This window comes from Streptomyces sp. Wb2n-11 (assembly GCF_001049855.1).
Taxonomy (GTDB): Bacteria; Actinomycetota; Actinomycetes; order Streptomycetales; family Streptomycetaceae; genus Streptomyces; species Streptomyces altiplanensis.
Genome location: NZ_CVPB01000005.1, coordinates 248,832 through 264,217 on the forward strand (window position 1 = coordinate 248,832; position 15,386 = coordinate 264,217).

11 protein-coding genes and 4 pseudogenes are annotated in these 15,386 nt (G+C 67.2%); 4 read left to right on the forward strand and 11 right to left on the reverse strand.

Annotation, left to right across the window (positions count from 1 at the left end):
* Positions 1–563 precede the first annotated feature (563 nt).
* A pseudogene (locus BN1555_RS37525) lies at positions 564–1,280 on the reverse strand (helicase associated domain-containing protein); the annotation flags it as partial.
* Between BN1555_RS37525 and BN1555_RS41255 the strand changes: the two are divergent.
* Positions 1,273–1,420: pseudogene (locus BN1555_RS41255) on the forward strand (fic family toxin-antitoxin system, toxin component); the annotation flags it as partial. The pseudogenes BN1555_RS37525 and BN1555_RS41255 overlap by 8 nt on opposite strands.
* A gap of 284 nt (positions 1,421–1,704) precedes the next feature.
* On the opposite strand, the gene BN1555_RS37535 reads toward BN1555_RS41255, so the two are convergent.
* Positions 1,705–2,409 (reverse strand): DUF4386 domain-containing protein, encoded by a 705-nt coding sequence (locus tag BN1555_RS37535; RefSeq protein ID WP_093804416.1) that lies wholly within the window; start codon positions 2,407–2,409, stop codon positions 1,705–1,707.
* Positions 2,410–2,525: 116 nt separating this feature from the next.
* Between BN1555_RS37535 and BN1555_RS37540 the strand changes: the two genes are divergently transcribed.
* On the forward strand, positions 2,526–3,209 hold the full coding sequence (locus tag BN1555_RS37540; protein WP_093804385.1) for a TetR/AcrR family transcriptional regulator C-terminal domain-containing protein: 684 nt from the start codon (positions 2,526–2,528) through the stop codon (positions 3,207–3,209).
* 274 nt (positions 3,210–3,483) lie between these two features.
* A pseudogene (locus tag BN1555_RS37545) lies at positions 3,484–3,711 on the forward strand (nuclear transport factor 2 family protein); the annotation flags it as partial.
* A 150-nt stretch (positions 3,712–3,861) separates the two neighbouring features.
* Here the strand turns inward: BN1555_RS37545 and BN1555_RS37550 are convergent.
* The 3 genes and pseudogenes from BN1555_RS37550 to BN1555_RS37560 form a co-directional block, all read right to left on the reverse strand.
* Entirely contained in the window at positions 3,862–5,052 is a 1,191-nt protein-coding gene (locus tag BN1555_RS37550; protein ID WP_093804386.1) for a hypothetical protein, read from the reverse strand.
* A 290-nt stretch (positions 5,053–5,342) separates the two neighbouring features.
* Complete coding sequence (locus BN1555_RS37555) at positions 5,343–6,896, reverse strand: ISL3 family transposase (RefSeq protein WP_255306570.1); 1,554 nt, start codon at positions 6,894–6,896, stop codon at positions 5,343–5,345.
* A 180-nt stretch (positions 6,897–7,076) separates the two neighbouring features.
* Positions 7,077–7,472, reverse strand: a pseudogene (locus tag BN1555_RS37560) (transposase family protein); the annotation flags it as partial.
* A 573-nt stretch (positions 7,473–8,045) separates the two neighbouring features.
* Between BN1555_RS37560 and BN1555_RS37565 the strand changes: the two are divergent.
* Positions 8,046–9,146, forward strand: a complete 1,101-nt coding sequence (locus BN1555_RS37565; RefSeq protein WP_255306571.1) for an ISAs1 family transposase — start codon at positions 8,046–8,048, stop codon at positions 9,144–9,146.
* Positions 9,147–9,462: 316 nt separating this feature from the next.
* Here BN1555_RS37565 and BN1555_RS37570 read toward each other — a convergent pair whose 3' ends face one another.
* The 6 genes from BN1555_RS37570 to BN1555_RS37595 form a co-directional block, all read right to left on the reverse strand.
* Entirely contained in the window at positions 9,463–9,795 is a 333-nt protein-coding gene (locus BN1555_RS37570; RefSeq protein WP_093804387.1) for a hypothetical protein, read from the reverse strand.
* A complete protein-coding gene (locus BN1555_RS37575) occupies positions 9,795–12,983 on the reverse strand; it encodes a DNRLRE domain-containing protein (RefSeq protein WP_093804388.1) in 3,189 nt (1,062 codons plus the stop codon). The genes BN1555_RS37570 and BN1555_RS37575 overlap by 1 nt, the downstream gene beginning before the upstream one ends.
* An 89-nt stretch (positions 12,984–13,072) precedes the next feature.
* Positions 13,073–13,792, reverse strand: a complete 720-nt coding sequence (locus BN1555_RS37580) for an IS6 family transposase (protein WP_093804418.1) — start codon at positions 13,790–13,792, stop codon at positions 13,073–13,075.
* Between the two features lie 356 nt (positions 13,793–14,148).
* Positions 14,149–14,394 (reverse strand): hypothetical protein, encoded by a 246-nt coding sequence (locus tag BN1555_RS37585; RefSeq protein WP_093804389.1) that lies wholly within the window; start codon positions 14,392–14,394, stop codon positions 14,149–14,151.
* Positions 14,391–14,693, reverse strand: a complete 303-nt coding sequence (locus BN1555_RS39525) for a hypothetical protein (protein ID WP_218058284.1) — start codon at positions 14,691–14,693, stop codon at positions 14,391–14,393. The genes BN1555_RS37585 and BN1555_RS39525 overlap by 4 nt, the downstream gene beginning before the upstream one ends.
* Before the next feature lie 42 nt (positions 14,694–14,735).
* The gene (locus BN1555_RS37595) at positions 14,736–15,209 is read right to left on the reverse strand and encodes a hypothetical protein (protein ID WP_093804391.1); all 474 of its coding nucleotides are present in this window, start codon (positions 15,207–15,209) and stop codon (positions 14,736–14,738) included.
* Positions 15,210–15,386: the final 177 nt, after the last annotated feature.

Consider the following 15,386-nt stretch of genomic DNA (forward strand, 5'->3'; position numbering starts at 1 on the left):
GGTCCTCACGGTGCTGCAGCGGAACACCCTCGCCTTGGGCCCCTCCAGACGGTGACCCTCTGTGTGCCGTCCCGCGCGCGCGGCCTCGCCGATGCGAGGCTCAGCGGCCGGTGCGCACGAGCTGTGCTCCTGCAAGATCTCTACTGAGCCCGGGGCTGTTCGGAGAGAGGCGCGGTTTCCCCGATGGCGGGAATCGAAATAAATGCCACCGATTCTGGCCAAAGTTGCTGAATTTAAGAACGGCGAAAACCAATGTTCTGGAATTTAAGGCCAAAATTCAATGGGTCAGGCTATTTAAAGACATTCGCTCATTCGTAGGGCGCAGGAGGCGTTGGGTGTGCTTACGTTGTTACCTGCGATGTGCCGGTTTGATGTCAGTGGGTGGGTGTCAGTGACGGCATGTCAAGTCTGAAGGTTTTCGCTGGTGGGGTGTTGAGGATGGGAGGGGTGGCTGCCATGGGGCGGTGCATACGAGGAGCTCTGCTGTCATGGGGCGGTACACCACTCTCCGCTCCACTGTCTTGAGAACGGCACTTCTGGCCACCCACTGCTGCGCCTCCTCGCTACAACCAGCGCATTCCGATGGCGGACAGCAGTTCCACTCGCTCTGGGCTCAGGGTTGCGGCCCGGCTGCGCTGGTTGCCGATCCAGGCGCCCAGCTTGTGCTCCCGTTCCTCCTGGCCTTCGCCGACGGCGATCCGTTCGACCCACTTCCTGGGGACTTGAAGGTGCCCTTCACGTTCGTAGTACTGCTTGGCGGCCTGGTAGTTCATGGTCCATTTGTCGGCCTGCGTACGGTGTGGTGGCGGCTTCTCGTCCTCGCTGGCGGGTGTGATCCCCAGGACGTGTTCGCACATCCACTGCTGCACGGTGGTGAGCTGGTCCCAGCCGAGCCGCACTGACTGCACCCACCGTCCGAGGTCTTCGCCCTGGCGCACGGCGGCGCCGGGCTCGGTCGGCAGCAAGTGGCCGGCCGCCAGGTGGAGCCGGACGAGGTGGAAGCGGCGCTGCCACTCCGTCGGCCAGGCAGGGCACCACGACGGGTCGATGTCCTCCAACTGCTCACGCCGCGCCTCCGACAACGCCCCGGCCGTTGACTCCACCGCCAGGCCCTCGGCACGCCGCTGCTCGATCTCGGCCGCCTTGCGGGCGGCGGCCCGCTGGTTCTTCATCCAGATGCCCACCCGGTACCCCTGGTACGTGGCATCGAGCGGGGCCAGGAGGTGCCCGCTCGTCTCGGCCCACCCGCGCGCCGCCGCGAGATCTTCCTCCCACGCGACCGAGGCCTACCTGGCCCTCAATGCGCATGTTCTGGACTACCCGCCCAAGGCCGCCGTCGCGTTGGTACGCGACGGCGGCCTGCGGAGCCCTCGGCGTCGCCCGGATCGCCCGGCAACTGTGCGACTGGACTGCCACCTGACCCTTGCGGGACGCGCGCTCCAGGCAAGGACGGGGCGCGGGAGGGCAGGTGCCTGCGGCAAGCGCCTGCCGGAGGTGGCGATGAGCGGATGCGGTGCTTTCGCGTCCGAGTCGGTGCTCCTCATCCAGCTTGTCCGTCATGCCTCCGGTGCTGACCACCGTCGGCGGCCGCTGATGCCGTTCGAGCGCGTGTCGGTCGTTGCTTCTCGCAGATCATGACGTTCCCCTGCCCGGGCAGGGCTGACGCGTCCCCCGGAGGGCTCTGTCGTCAAGCTCGGGCCGACCTCACCGACGGACACCTGCCGGATCAGCCACCTCTCCGTCTGCCCGGGACGCGGCGCCTGAGCCGGGCCCGAACCCCTTGGCGATCAGCCACCCGGCCAGCCCCAGCTCCCACGCGAACACCGGGAGTGCGGCGGCCGCCCCCGCCACGGAGAGCTGCGGGTAGGTCCCGAACATCACGGCGACGGCCGAGGCGCAGATCAGCGGCCCGCCAACCAGGCCGAGCACGGCGATGAAGCGCGGCACGAGCCGTGTGCGGTACGCGAGGTAGGCAAGCAGGACGCTGTTCAGGCCGAGGGCGATGTTGGGTCCGAGCAGGAACGTCCAGTCGTGCACGGCCACCAGCGCGACGTCGGCGCCTGCCGTCGCCTCCGTGTCCCGCCGCAGGGTGACGAGCGCCAGGACGGCGACGATCCCGAGGGTGATGACGGCCGCCTCCAGCAGCCGCCCGAAGGCGTACCCGAGCGCGAGCCCCTCGCCGTGGCGCCGCAGGACGGGGAACAGTGCCGCCCCGGTACCGGCCACCGCCACCACCAGTACCACCTCGCAGAGAACCCCGAGCAGCGCCCGCATGTCGGCGCCCTGCGCGAGCCGGCCGTCCGCCGCTCCGAGCAGGGGGCGGTACAGAACGGCCCCGGCTATCGCGGCGGCCTCGGTCAGCAGGAACAGCGACCCGGTGGCCACCGCGGTTCTTCGATCCGGACTCATCTTCTCGGTACCTCTCGCTCGGTGGTGGTGTACGCCGTACACCTGGCGGAGCATAGGTGTACGGCGTACACTCGTCAAGGAGAGGGCGTTGTCGAGGAGGGAAGGGGCCGGCCGGAATGACCCGACAGAAAGCCACACACACGCATCGGACCCCCCTAAACAAGGACCGCGTCCTGCGCGCCGCCGTCGCGCTCGCCGACGCCACCGGCATCGACGCGCTCAGCATGCGCAGGCTCGCGCAGGAGCTGGACGTCGTACCGATGGCCCTCTACAAGCACGTGGCCAACAAGGAGGAGCTGCTCGACGGCATGGTCGACACAGTGGTCGGCGAGATCGACCCGCCGGCTGCGGGCCCCGACTGGCAGAGCGCGGTCCGCGGGCGGATCCTCTCGGCCCGGCGGGTCCTGCTGCGCCACCCCTGGGCGGCCCGGGTCATCGAGTCGCGGACCGGCCCCACCCCGGCCGTGCTGGCGTATCTGGACTCCATGGCCGGGAGCTTCCGGGACGGCGGCCTCTCCGCCGACCTTACGCACCACGTCATGCACGCGATGGGCAGCCGCCTGCTCGGCTTCAGCCAGGAACTGTTCGACACCCCGGGCCCCTCCGGCCCGCCGGGCCCCGAGCTGGCGGCGCGCTACCCGCACATCGCGGAGCTGGCCGCGACGGCCGCACACGACGGGGGCTCCCCGGTCGGTGGCGGCTGCGATGACCAGTTCGAGTTCGAATTCGCCCTCGACCTCCTCCTGGACGGCTTCGAAAGCCTCCGCTGCCAAGGCTGGACGTCCGCACGGAAGGCGTAGCGGGTGCGGAGGGCTGATCTAGCGTCGAAGGGGTAAGGGAAGCCCAGCCGAGCCCAGAACTCGACAGCGATCCCTCGGATGAAGCGGAGCAGGCCCACGCTGACAGCCGCACAACGAGAGGGCTCGCACCTGTGCGGCGCGGCTGCGATCTCTCGGTTTGGTGTCGGCGGCGGTGAGAGTCGGCCGTGCTGGTTCAGGGGCTGGTGCTTTGGCGCTGGTCAATGGGTGTTTGTGGACGGGGGGATCGCTGTCATGAGGCGAGAGGTTGATGGGCGGGATCGCTGTCGTGGGGCTTTATCTCATGGAGGGTGATGCTGTCTCAGGTTCGAGAGTTCTCAGTTCGGCGGTGGACATGCCGGACGAGTGGGTCCGGTATCAGTGGGTCTTCACGACGCCGGATGGAGGCCCCCGCCTGGCGGGAACGGACGTCGTCCATCTGCGGCGGAGCCTCATCGACCAGGTCATCGTCTTCGCGGGGGAGATCGATCCGTCCGCATCCTGAGTCATCCTTCTCTTGCGCCGTCCTTCTCCTGAACCGGTCACTTCGGTGCTCCGGGGCTGCGGCTCGCCGTTGGTCAGACTGCGGTGTTCTGGGACGTCAGCCCCAGCAGATGCCTTTCTTGCTACGGATGCGGGGAACTACCGGACCTGCTCAGTGCCAGGTGTTGTCGTTTCCGGAGGTCTGGGTCGGGAGCCGGTAGCCGAATTCCTCCCGCAGCTTCGGGGCGGCCGCGTCCGAGCGCATCGACAGCGCGACGAGCGCGGTCAAGCCGAACGTCCAGATGCCCGCGACGATCACTACAGGCGCGATATCAGTGGTCCGGGGGATCAGAGTGCCGAGTGCTCCTGCGCCCAGCAGCGCCCAGACCGTCGTGGCCGCGTGCACCTCGGACGCCTGAGTCGCCGTCGCGGTGATCGCGTGCGCGCGGTCGATGGCGGTCACATCCGTTCCGCCGCGGCGTATCCGCACGAGGGTGCGTCGCAGTCGCCGGACCCGGAGCACCGCGATGCAGGGGACGAGGAGCAGGCACAGGAGGCCGAGTCCGGCGCCGCCCAGCTGGACCTGCTTCCAGATGGGAGTCGTGGGCGAGAGCGAGGGGCTCATCACGGCGAGCACGGCGATGACGAGGGTCGCGAGCACAGGGATGCTCGCGCGGTCGAGGTCGGTGGCCTCGGCGCGGTCTCGGGCCTTGACCTGCTGCCGCAGCTTCGTGTCCGCATCGCCGAGGAGGAGCCGCGCATGGCCCTGTTCGCCCAGGGCCTGTGCGGGAAGGCGCTCGCCCGCCGTGCGGCGCCACCTTCGGTCGGCGGCGATCAGAGCGAGGACGAGTGGGACACAGAGCACGCCCAGGACGAGCAGAGTCATCGCGATCGCCGGCCAGGCGGACGCAGCGAGCAAGACGCCGGCCGTTGCAAGGAGAAGGGAACCGATGACGACGCTGGTTACGACCGCCGGGAAGAACGGCGTGCGGCTGACGGGGCCACGCACCTCGACCGCGTTCCCCAGCGAGGGGGAGCTCTCGGCCGCTGCATACATGTCTGCGAGCGCCAGTTGCTGGAATGTCAGGCCGTAGCCGAGCACGATCAGGAAGACGGCGATACCAAGACTCGCAGCGATGAGGGGGCCGCCGAACACCGGCACGAAGGCCGGTGGGTCGTCGGGAAAGCCGAATCTGCCGATGAGTGCGAGGACGGGAAGCAGACCGAACAGCGCTCCGCAACCCGCGGCGGCCGCGCCCGACACGCGCACCAGGCTGCCGGTGATCAGGACGCCACGGGTAGGCGGCAGCTCGAAGCCGCGGTCGCGTCGCTCATCGCCCAGAGGGCCCCGGTTCGCTCTCATGACTCCAGATTCTCACGGCCTGCGGTCGGCCGGGGCCCTGCAAGTTCCTGTCCCAGGCAGCGCCCCCGCGGTGGAAGGTTGCTGCTTGGAGTGCATTTGACCGCACAGGAGGAGACTCCGGACCAGGTTGGCAAATTGAGGCAAGTTCCTTGGACTGAAGGCATCTTTTCGGAACCTGCAGCCCGTCTACGCCCGGGACGCACCGTGGTAGTCGGCGCGCGGCATGGCCGTGTCGAGCGGTGTCAGCGTACGCATGAACGTGGCTCTGGCAAGATTTTCGTAGCTGGAGATCATCTCGGTGCCACGGTCGGCCGGTCCGTATAGCGTCGGCGAAGGTGGGCGATCAGGACGACGCGGTGGCGGAGAAGAGAGACGCCGGCACGCCCGGCCATGATCCGTTTCTGCAGCTTGACGTCGGTGATGCGGCCTTCGTTGACTCCGGAGCTGTAAGGGGTCGTGATTCCCTGGGCGACGGCATGTCGGTCTTCGTATAGGGCTCCGGCGAGGCCGGTGAGAGGAGCGAGTCCGCTCTGTGCGAGGTCACTCAGCCAGCCCGGCAGGGGTGCCGCGTCCTGGTTGTCGACCATGGTGGCGAAGCGGCGGACCAGGTCGTGGGTGAGCTTGAGTTCGGGGCAGTGTTCGAGGAGCCGGGGCAGGCGCTCGTTGATGTGCGGGCTGCGGCGGCGCGGGTGGGCGGTGATCCAGCGGGCCGCTTCGCGAGGTGAGGGTGGGCGCTCGCGTGGCTCGTCGATGGGCAGGCCGCGGCGGAGCGGTGCGACGGCCATCTTCACGCGCTGGTAGTGACCGAGGTAGCCCTTGGCCTGCAGTTCTTCGTGCAGGATCTTCGCGCTGTGCTGTCCTTCGTCCCAGCGTTGCCACAGGTAGCCGAGGTAGGGGTCCAGCGTGGAGGGCTTGCGGGGCGGCCGGCGCATGACTTCCTGCCAGGTGCGGGCACGGGCGTACTTACGAACGGTGCGGCGGTCCAGGCCGAGCTCGCGGGCCACGGAGCTGTGGCTCCGGCCGGTGCGGGTCAGGGCTTGGACCGCCTCGAACAGGCTCTGGGCATGACGCCCGGCCCAGCTGCCCGCCGCGGCGTTGTCAGTGGTCTTCTCGACCGGTGGGCGATCATCATCCTCGCTGACCGGTGGCAGGGCTGCGGGCAGGCATCCGCGGTGGGCGGAGGCGATGTCCTGAACTCGGCGGGACAGGCCCTGCCAGAGGTGGAAGCGGTCGCTGACCTGCACGGCTTCGGGGGCGCCGGCGGTGATGCCCTGCCGGTAGGTGAGGGAGCCGTCGCGGCAGGCGACCTCGACGCCCGGGTGTTCACGGAGCCAGCGGCCGAGCTGTTGCGCGTCACGTCCTTCCCAGAGGGTGAGCGGGAGCCGGGTGGTGGCGTCGACGAGGAGGGTGCCGTAGGTGCCGCCGTGAAGAGCGAAGTCGTCGACCCCCAGGACCCGGGGCGTGACCAGTGGCGGCAGCGACACCCGCATCAGCTGGGACAAGACGGCGACCCGCGAGAGCCTGATATTCAAGATTCGAAGCATCCGGGACCCGCCGCGGTCGGCCAGCACCACGCCGATGTCCTCCACCAGGCGCTGCAGTCGTGGTGTCCGCCGCTGGTAGCGCACGGTCAGGCCCGGTACTTGCTCGGTGAAGGTCGTCTTCGGGCAGGTCGTGTTCTCGCAGTACAGGCGGCGTACGGACAGGTCGATGCGCAGAGGGCGGCCTGCGAGCGTGACGTCGGCGAGGCGCCGTGCGTAGCGGCTGTGGCACCACTCGCTGAGCCGGCCGCATTCCGTGCAGCCCGCCGGTTCACCGGATCTCGTGCGGGCACGGACCACCACCGCGGCATCGGATACCTCAACCGAAACCACCTGCACATCGGACAACTGCGGTAACAGGCTGATCAGTTCAACAGAGCACAATCACAGGCTGCCCATCCTGCGGACCGGCCGACCGTGGCACCGAGATGATCTCCGCCTACGAAAATCTTGCCAGAGCCAGCGGAGGTCGTACGCCGACAGTGGATCGGCAACGACCTGCACGTTCACGCCGTGGCGGCGGTGCTTGTGGGAGTAATCGGCCCGGCCGTCACCGACCCGGTCGCACTCGGCGAGCGTTCCGTCGAGCAGGACGTGATCGGGATCCGTCTCCCGCAGGACCCGCAGCAGCCCGGGCGCCCGGCGGGACAGATGGCCGACGACGGAGGTGACGTAGGCGTGGGCAGTGCCGACGGATATGCCGAAACCGGCGGCGATCTGCGCAAGCGTGTCGTGCCGGCGGAGGTAGACCAGGCCGACGAGAGCACGCTGGTGAGGCGGGAGCTTGCAGCGACGGTCACCCTCACGGGTGACGATGAGCATGGTTACCCACTCGACCAGGGGGTGAGGCAGGTCGAGTACGGCAGGATACGGAACCAACGAGGCTCCTGAGCTGATGGGTTGAGACGTCGAACACCTCTCTCAACGGCACAGGCCTCGCGCGTTGCGGGAGGCCACCCCATCACCCGACCGGTGGCCACTCTGAAAACGCTCAGTCTTAGCGCCGCCCCGCATAGGAGCCTTCTGCGGCCGTGCTGCGATCTCTCGGTTCTGTGACAGTGAGGTGAGAGACAGTGAGGGCTTGTGCGTTAGCACAGGTCAGCGCCGGTTTCCCGGGTGGAGCGCACTGTCATGGGTGTGAGAGATCGCGGCGATTCCGCTGCCACGGGGCGGTACTCGCGCAGGTGGCGCACCAGGGGCATTGCGTGAAGCGGCTTCGCGGCAGATGTCTGTGACGTTGCGTCATGTCGGGGTTGGTGCGGTTCCGGGGGCGGAAAGCAGTGCAGGCACGGTGCCGGTGATCATGTGAGTGTCTACGTCCCATGAACACCGAGCGAGCCCGTGCCTGCCTCTGCATCATCGTCCATTGCCTCCCCGTTGCGCCAACTGGCCTCGATAACCGAACCAGCACCCCTTCTCGACGCCGTTGACCTGCGAAGTTTCCTGGACCGCGTGCCCGATCCCCGAGGTCGCAAGGGCCGGGTCTACCCATTCGGCGCGTTGTTGAGCGCGGTGGCCGCCGGGGTCCTGGCCGGCGCGAAGTCGCTGACCGCCATCGGCGAATGGATCGCCGACGCGCCAGCCTGGGCCTTGAAATCGCTTGGCTTCACCCCCGACCCACTCACCGGGCAGATCCCCGTCCCACACCCGGCGACCGTCCGTCGCCTGCCGAAACGCCTGGACGGCGACGCCCTGGATCGGGCCATCGGAGCCTTCCTCAACACTCGCCTCACCCAGACCGCCCCGGACGGCGAGCCGGCCACGCGGGCAGGCCGTCGGGCCGTCGCGGTGGACGGCAAGACGGTCCGCGGATCACGCACCACCGGGAAGACGGCGGTGGTCCTGCTCGCCGCGATGGACCACACAGGCACCGTCCTGGCCCAGCGGCAGATCGCCGACAAGAGCAACGAGATACCTGCCTTCGCACCCCTGCTGGAGACCATCGAGAACCTGGACGGCGTCGTGATCACCGCCGATGCGCTGCACACCCAGCACGCTCACGGCACCTACCTGCGGTCCCGTGGCGCCCACTACCTGGCGATCGTGAAGAAGAACCACGCCAAGCTTCACGACCGGGTGCGCCATCTCCCCTGGCGGGACATGCCGTTGGAGCACTACGACCGAACCCGCGCCCACCACCGCATCGAGATCCGCAGACTGAAGGCCGCCGCCTTCGACCACCTCGACTACCCCGACGCGAAGCAGGCCCTCCAGATCGTCCGATGGCGCCTGGACCGGACCACCGGTGAGCTCACAATCGAGCGGATCTACCTGATCACTAGCCTCGCCCCCGACGCCGCGACCGGCCCCGAACTCGCCTCCTGGACCAGAGGCCACTGGGGTATCGAGAACCTCCTGCATCACGTCCGCGACCGGACCTTCCGCGAGGACGACTCCAAGGTCCGCACCGGACACCTGCCCCGCACCATGGCATCCCTGCGCAACCTCGCCATCAGCGTCCACCGCCAGGACGGCGCCACCAACATGGCCGCCGCCCTCCGACGAGCCGCCCGCGACTACCGCCGCCCACTGGCCGCCCTCGGACTCACCTGACGAACCCGGACGAGATCACTTCACGCAATGACCCTGGGGGAGCAGTCCCGGCACAATCGACCTTCCCGTTAGCGCGGCAGCCGCCCCGAACCTCGCAAGATTCGGGGCGGCTGCCTTGTAGGGCTGACAGCTACGAACGTGAAGGAGTTCCGGGGGCACAGCCACCGTCTCTCTGTTCACCAGTACGGAGCTCAGAGGAAGACAGCCGCAACCGGGGCTCTGAGTTGAGGTCAGTCCACCAGCGGCTGACCGGTGGACGCGGCCTGGTCAGCTGGCTGGTCCGACTGGGGTGTTCTTCGACGCCGCCCTCAGCGGGTCACCACAAAGAGATGAACGGCGACATTCCTGGATGCCATTCGAGGGCTATCAAGGGCAGCAGACACAAGCGCACCACGGTCAGCGCCCAGCCAATCCGTCGCGACCATATACGGTCGCGCGACAGCAGGATCAGGCTGAGAACGACGGAAGCCGTCACCCCTACGCTGAGCCAGGACATATATGGAACGTTCGCCAGGAACACGGAGGCATCGTCGCGCCAGGTCCACAGGCTCCTGGCGATGAGCAGGGCCCAGATCGCCTCCATGGAGACGAACCAGAATGCACGGGTGGAGAGCTGGAACGGTTCGCGCAGTTTCGCCGCTGATGGCATCAGTACCACTCCGGCTTGATTCGGTAGATCCAGAACTTCATCTTCGGTTCGGCTGCTCTCTGTGCGGAGAAACTCCGGTACTTGTAGTTCTTCGTGTGCTGGGTGACGTAGATCTTTCCGTTGCTGATCTTTGTGATGATTGAAGCGTGGTCGACCTTGCCATCACCCTGCCAGTCGTACAGGATCACATCGCCTGTGTACGCATTGCTCGTATTACGCTTGGAACTGAGCATGTGCTTGGAGACGAAGGTCTTGAAATAGGCCGCGTTGATCCAGGAGAGGGTCTCGTCGTGACCCCACTGGCCAGGGTTGCGCCACCACGCGTCCGTGCTTCGGTACCACTCTCCACCATCGCCCTTTTCCCTCACGCCGCCGCCTTTGGTAATCGCGCGGGAGACGAAGTTCGTGCAGTCTGAGTCGTACAGAGCCTTGGCGTCCCAGTTGGACACTGCCCAGGTGGCAGCGCCGGTGCGGGCGTACGAGCCGGCCTGCGTGGCGTGGAAGGAGACCGGGGTGGCGGTGCCGTCGCTGCCGTCGTCGGTGGAGTCGCCGTCGAACACAGAGGGTTCGGTGTCCTCGTCCTGCAGTTCCTGGTCGATGTCGTTTCCGAAGTCGGCCAGTGCGGCGCTGCTCTGCTGTACCACCATCTCGTTCGCGGACGCGGTGACGGCTGAGACCAGGACGGGCTTGTCGCCGGCGGTGAAAGTGTACCGAATCTTAAAGCTGCCGGTCTCGTCGGTGGGGTCGGCTGTGCTGGTACTCACGTCGGTCACGATGACGTTCGTGGTCTTAACAGTGGCGCGTATTGTGACTGTATTGCCATCAGCGGATGGCATGGCCAGTACCTCGCTGAGCTGGGTCTCGGGCCTGGTGTTGTCCGTGTCGTCCTCGGAGACGCTGATTCGCTCTCTCAGTGCCGACTCCTGGCCCCTGGTGAGGTGACTGAGGAACTGAGCGCCGTAGACACTGTTGGCCGCGGCGTCGCCGGCGTCGACGTAGCTTCCGGTCATCAATCCGCCCCGGGCGTAGTGGTACGCCTCAAGAGCGGTCTGGTACGCGGCTGTCCCGCCCGGTACGGACGCGGGCGTGACGGCGTTGGACGTGGCGGATGGGCTCGTGCCGTAGTCGTTCTTGGCGGTCACCTTGAAGGTGTAGGCGATGTCCCCGGCGTCCGCGCCGATGTCGGTGAAAACTAGGGAAGTTCCCGTGGTGGTCATGGTGCCGGCCGTCGTGCCGTCCGGGCCGTGTGCGGTGACCGTGTAGGTGACGACATCGTCGTCGCCTCCTGTGAACTGGGCCGCCGTCCATGTCACCAGCGCGCCGTTCTCGCCGCCCTGAGCCTTCAGGTTGGTCACTGCGGAGGGGGCAGTGCCGGTGGTCCCGTTGGTGCCGGCTTCTTCCTTCACGTCGAGGGTGAAGTTTTGCAGGGCCGTATAGGCAGAATAGAGGTTACCGGCGCAACTGCGCATCTTCCAGCGGTATGACGTGCCGTCGGTGAGTACATCGTCTGGCACCCGCACGACGGCGCGCTCGCCGTCCTGGGCCCCGGTGGTGAGAGGGTTGGTGCCGACGGGGTTTCCGACAGCGTCGTAGAGCAGGTACTCGGCGGTCACGCTCTTGTCGTTGGCGGCCGTGACGATGCCGGTGAGGATTGGTGTCGTGGTCTCAACAGCGCCGGTCGCAGGCGCGGTCGGTACCTTCGGTGCGGCAGCCTTCGAGGTATCGACGGTGAAGGTCTGCCAGGCACTCCATGCGGTGGAGTAGTCGGTGCCGTCGTAGGCACGGGCCCGCAGACGTAGGTGAGTGCCGTTCTTGAGCGGTGCATCGGCCGGGACGGCGAAAGCGGCGACCTCGGCGGAGTCAACGTAGGCGCTGTCCGCGGTGAGCGCGTAGATCGTGTCGTTGTAGGCCGGGTCGGGCTCGATCGTGTATTGGACGCGTTCCCTGGTCCCTGGGTCGGCGTCGTTCACCCGGGTCGAGAGCACGGGCGTGAGTGAGGTGACGGTCTTTATGCCCCCGCTCGTCGTGGCGGGAGCGACGGATGTCGTACCGGGAACTGCGGGGTAGGAGTTGTACGTCACCGTGAGATGCGGTTCCGTGGCGCTGTCCGCACCGGAGACGTAGTTGGCGGAGCGGAAGCGTCGCCAGGTCAGGGAGTCTGTCTCGCTCACGCCGCGGATCAGTACGCCGTGGTTGTCGGTGCCGCTCGTCCATGCTCGAACGATGGAGTCGACATCGAAGTTCATCGTACCGGCCGGGCAGTCGGAGGAGTACCCCTTGGCCGCCGTATTGATCACCTGGCCGGTGGTGGCCGCCGGCTGCGCGTCCCATGTCACCGAGGACGACGACCAGGACCCCGTCACCCGCTGCACCGCCGTGCCAGACCCGACAGCGCATGAAGAGGACCAGGTGGAGTAGAGCGCCAGGTTCGTGTCGATGATGTGGGTTCCTGCGTAGTCCGACACGTCGAACTTCAGGTACGAGCGGGCCTTGGTCGTGCCGCCGTTGTACGTACCCGACTTCAACTCGGCGGAAGAGACCTGCGAGTCGGCGTAGTTCGTGGCGACCCAGGTGTCAGTTGTGACCGCGAGTGTGGAGGTGGGATCCACGATGACCGGGTAGGTCAGGTCCTGGTCGAAATAGGAGGCGTCCGGGGTCAGGACCAGGGTTTGACGGCCGTCAGCTGCGGTCTCGATCTTCGTGTCGACCGGAGCGAGATGCGCTGACTCTCCAGACTTCCCGTCCACTGACGAGTCCCACATCATCGGCGCCGGGGCCTCGGCGATCAGCTTTCCTGCACTGTTCTTCAGCAGCAGGTGTCCCGAGTCGGACTCGGACAGCGCAAGCCCCTTAAGGGTGACAGGGATGCGATAGGTGAGCTCGCCAGTGGGAGCCGAGTCCAAGACGACGTTCTGCGAAAAGCCTTCCTTCAGGGCAGTGACGGTCAAGGTCTGCCTCTCGCCCAGGTCATAGGAGGCAGTGTCGTCCTTTACCGCTGGTGCGGGCAGAGTGTCTTCCCAGCCCAGCGCCAGCGACGCGCCTCCCTCTGAGACCGAAGCCAGTTGCTTGTCGCCACCGTCCGAGACCGTGATGTCGGCGGCTGCCGACTGCGGCTCCAACGCGGCGCCCCCATCGAACAGCTCGGTGTCGATGTCAGCCCACGAACCGTCCTGCTGCTTCACCCGCACCGGCCCGGCGTAGGACTCAGCCGGGCACTGTCACGTTGTCGGAGGTGTGATCGTCTGAGGTCGGGGAGAGCCGTTGCCCGGCCTGTTGCTCAGGCGGCGGCGAGTATGCCGGGGTTGCCGGTGATGTGGTTCCAGAGGGTGAAGCGGAGGGTCATCTCGAAGCGGTAGCGGCTCGCGGTCATGAGGTGACGGCTGGGCCGGAAGTGAGGTGAGATCCTACTGAACGCGGCCAGGAACCGCTGGGCCGCACCGACGCTGCGAAAGCCTTTCATCGCCCGTTCGCGCTGCCTGGTGGGCTGGTGGGAGTTCTCCGCCCGGTTGTTCAGGCCCTTGTGCGAGCGGTGCTCGACCGAGGGCATCACCTCCCGGTGCGCGGCGCCGTAGGACTTCAGCTTGTCGGTGATCATCACGCGGGGCATCCGCCCGGTCGTCTTCAGCAGTTTCCGGAAGAAACGCCTGGCCGCGGCCTTGTCACGCCGGTTCTGCACGAGGATGTCGAGCACGTTGCCTTCCTGGTCGACGGCCCGCCACAGGTACTTCCGCTCTCCGTTGATCTTGATGAAGACCTCGTCCAGATGCCACTTGTCGCCAGGCTGCGGACGCCTGCGGCGCAGCGAGTTGGCGTAGGCCTGCCCGAACTTCACACACCAGCGTCTGATCGTCTCGTACGAGACGATGACACCCCGCTCGAGCATCAACTCCTCGACCTCGCGGAAGCTGAGCGGGAAGCGGAAGTACAGCCACACACAGTGCGAGATGATCTCCACCGGATACCGGTGGTTCCTGTACGACGGCGGCACAGCCGACACCAGCGATCCCTTCACCGAACCCAGGCAATCCGAAGATCATCCCACGCTACCGCCGACAACGTGACAGCACCCTCGGAAGGCTCCACCGACCAAGGAAGCGTGCGGCCGAGGGCCTCGTACTCCGCCCACGTCTGATGCAGACGCAGCTGAGCTGCGCGAAGGCCTTCGGGGAAGTCATGCATAGCCACCGCACAATAATACGCTTGTTCGATTTCGGATGGCCGACCGACACCCACCACGCGGACTCGTCTTCACCTACAAGGCGGATCCGAGGTCAGGGTCCGCAGTGGCTCCGTACGCACAGGAGCCCCGCCCTCCCCGGCGTAGGGGAGGGCGGGGCTCCTGTGGTTGCGGGATCAGATGTAGACGACGCGGACGACGGTGACGGTCAGGACGGGCGCGCTGACGTAGTAGCGGATGACGACCCCTGCGGCGACCGCTTCACGCCGGTCCTCATCGGCCTTGACGGGTGCGGATCCCTGCCCGTAGGGATCCACGGCGAGGCGTTGCATGGCGGTGTCGAAACGAGCCCGCAGCGCCGGTTCCATGGCGCTGCGGGCTTGGTCTGCGGGTGGGGCGTAGTGGATGCGGTAGCGGCTCACGCCACCTCCGGCCGGTCGGTGTCGGCGGGGACGGCGCCGATGTCCTCGCCGCGGGCGAGGCGCTCGAAGAGGGCGTCGTCTTCCTTGTCGGCGGCGGTGCCGGCCAGGGCCCAGCGGACGAGGGCGGTGGGGAGGTCGGCGGCGGGGACGTGCTCGATCTCGCGGTCGAACACTGCGGCCTGGTCGGGGGGCATGGTGGCGCGGATGGTGGCGATGGTGCCGGGCAGCTCCACCAGGTTGCCGTCGATGACCGTCTTGAGCGTGGCGTCCACGAGTGCCTCCTTCAGTTCTATGGCCACGGTACGCCGCCCCGCCCGGCGGGCGGGGCGCAACGGATGCGGTCACCGGGCCTTGGTGTCGAGGGTGTCGTCGATGATGACTTCCGGTGTGGGGTCGTCGGCGGTGCGGATGTTCTTCACACGGTCGATCGCCGGGCCCAGGGTGTCGTAGACGCGTCGGGCGGCGGCTTTCTCGGTGTCCTTGGTGCAGGTGCCCCATCCGCAGTGCGCTTCCTTGTCGAGTTCGGTGAGGTAGTCGCCGAGCTGGGTGCCGGAGAGGGTGATGCGGATCAGCCCACGGCGGCCACGTTCTCCTGCGGCGACCGTTGTCTTGTGGTCGTTGAGTGCCGCAGGGCGGGTCGTCTCCCAGAGCCCCTTGGTGAGGGTCAGGTCCATGCTGCCGATGCCGGCGGCCTTCTTCAGGCGGCCCTCGTGGGCCGGCGGGGACTGCGTACCGGCTCCGCATCCAGTGAGGGCAAGAGTGCCCAGCAGCGTCAGAACGGTGAGCGCGGTAGCGGTGGTGGGACGAGTAGGCATGTGTGTGGAGCCTCCGTGACGGATGGGCGTGCAGGGCGGCCTGGTGCTGTCCGGGCGCGGTGGGATGAATCTGCCCAGGGCTGCCAGGTGATCAAGGGAGCGCGTTGGTGCGCCGACGGGGTTGCGGGGCGCCCCGCCCGCTCAGGGCAAGATCGCGGACGAGTGGCCAGAAGATCT

Excerpts from the sequence above, each read along its gene's own strand:
- BN1555_RS37535 (WP_093804416.1), bottom strand. The coding sequence starts at position 2,409 with ATGAGTCCGGATCGAAGAACCGCGGTGGCCACCGGGTCGCTGTTCCTG.
- BN1555_RS37540 (WP_093804385.1), top strand. The coding sequence starts at position 2,526 with ATGACCCGACAGAAAGCCACACACACGCATCGGACCCCCCTAAACAAG.
- BN1555_RS37550 (WP_093804386.1), bottom strand. The coding sequence starts at position 5,052 with ATGAGAGCGAACCGGGGCCCTCTGGGCGATGAGCGACGCGACCGCGGC.
- BN1555_RS37570 (WP_093804387.1), bottom strand. The coding sequence starts at position 9,795 with ATGCCATCAGCGGCGAAACTGCGCGAACCGTTCCAGCTCTCCACCCGT.
- BN1555_RS37595 (WP_093804391.1), bottom strand. The coding sequence starts at position 15,209 with ATGCCTACTCGTCCCACCACCGCTACCGCGCTCACCGTTCTGACGCTG.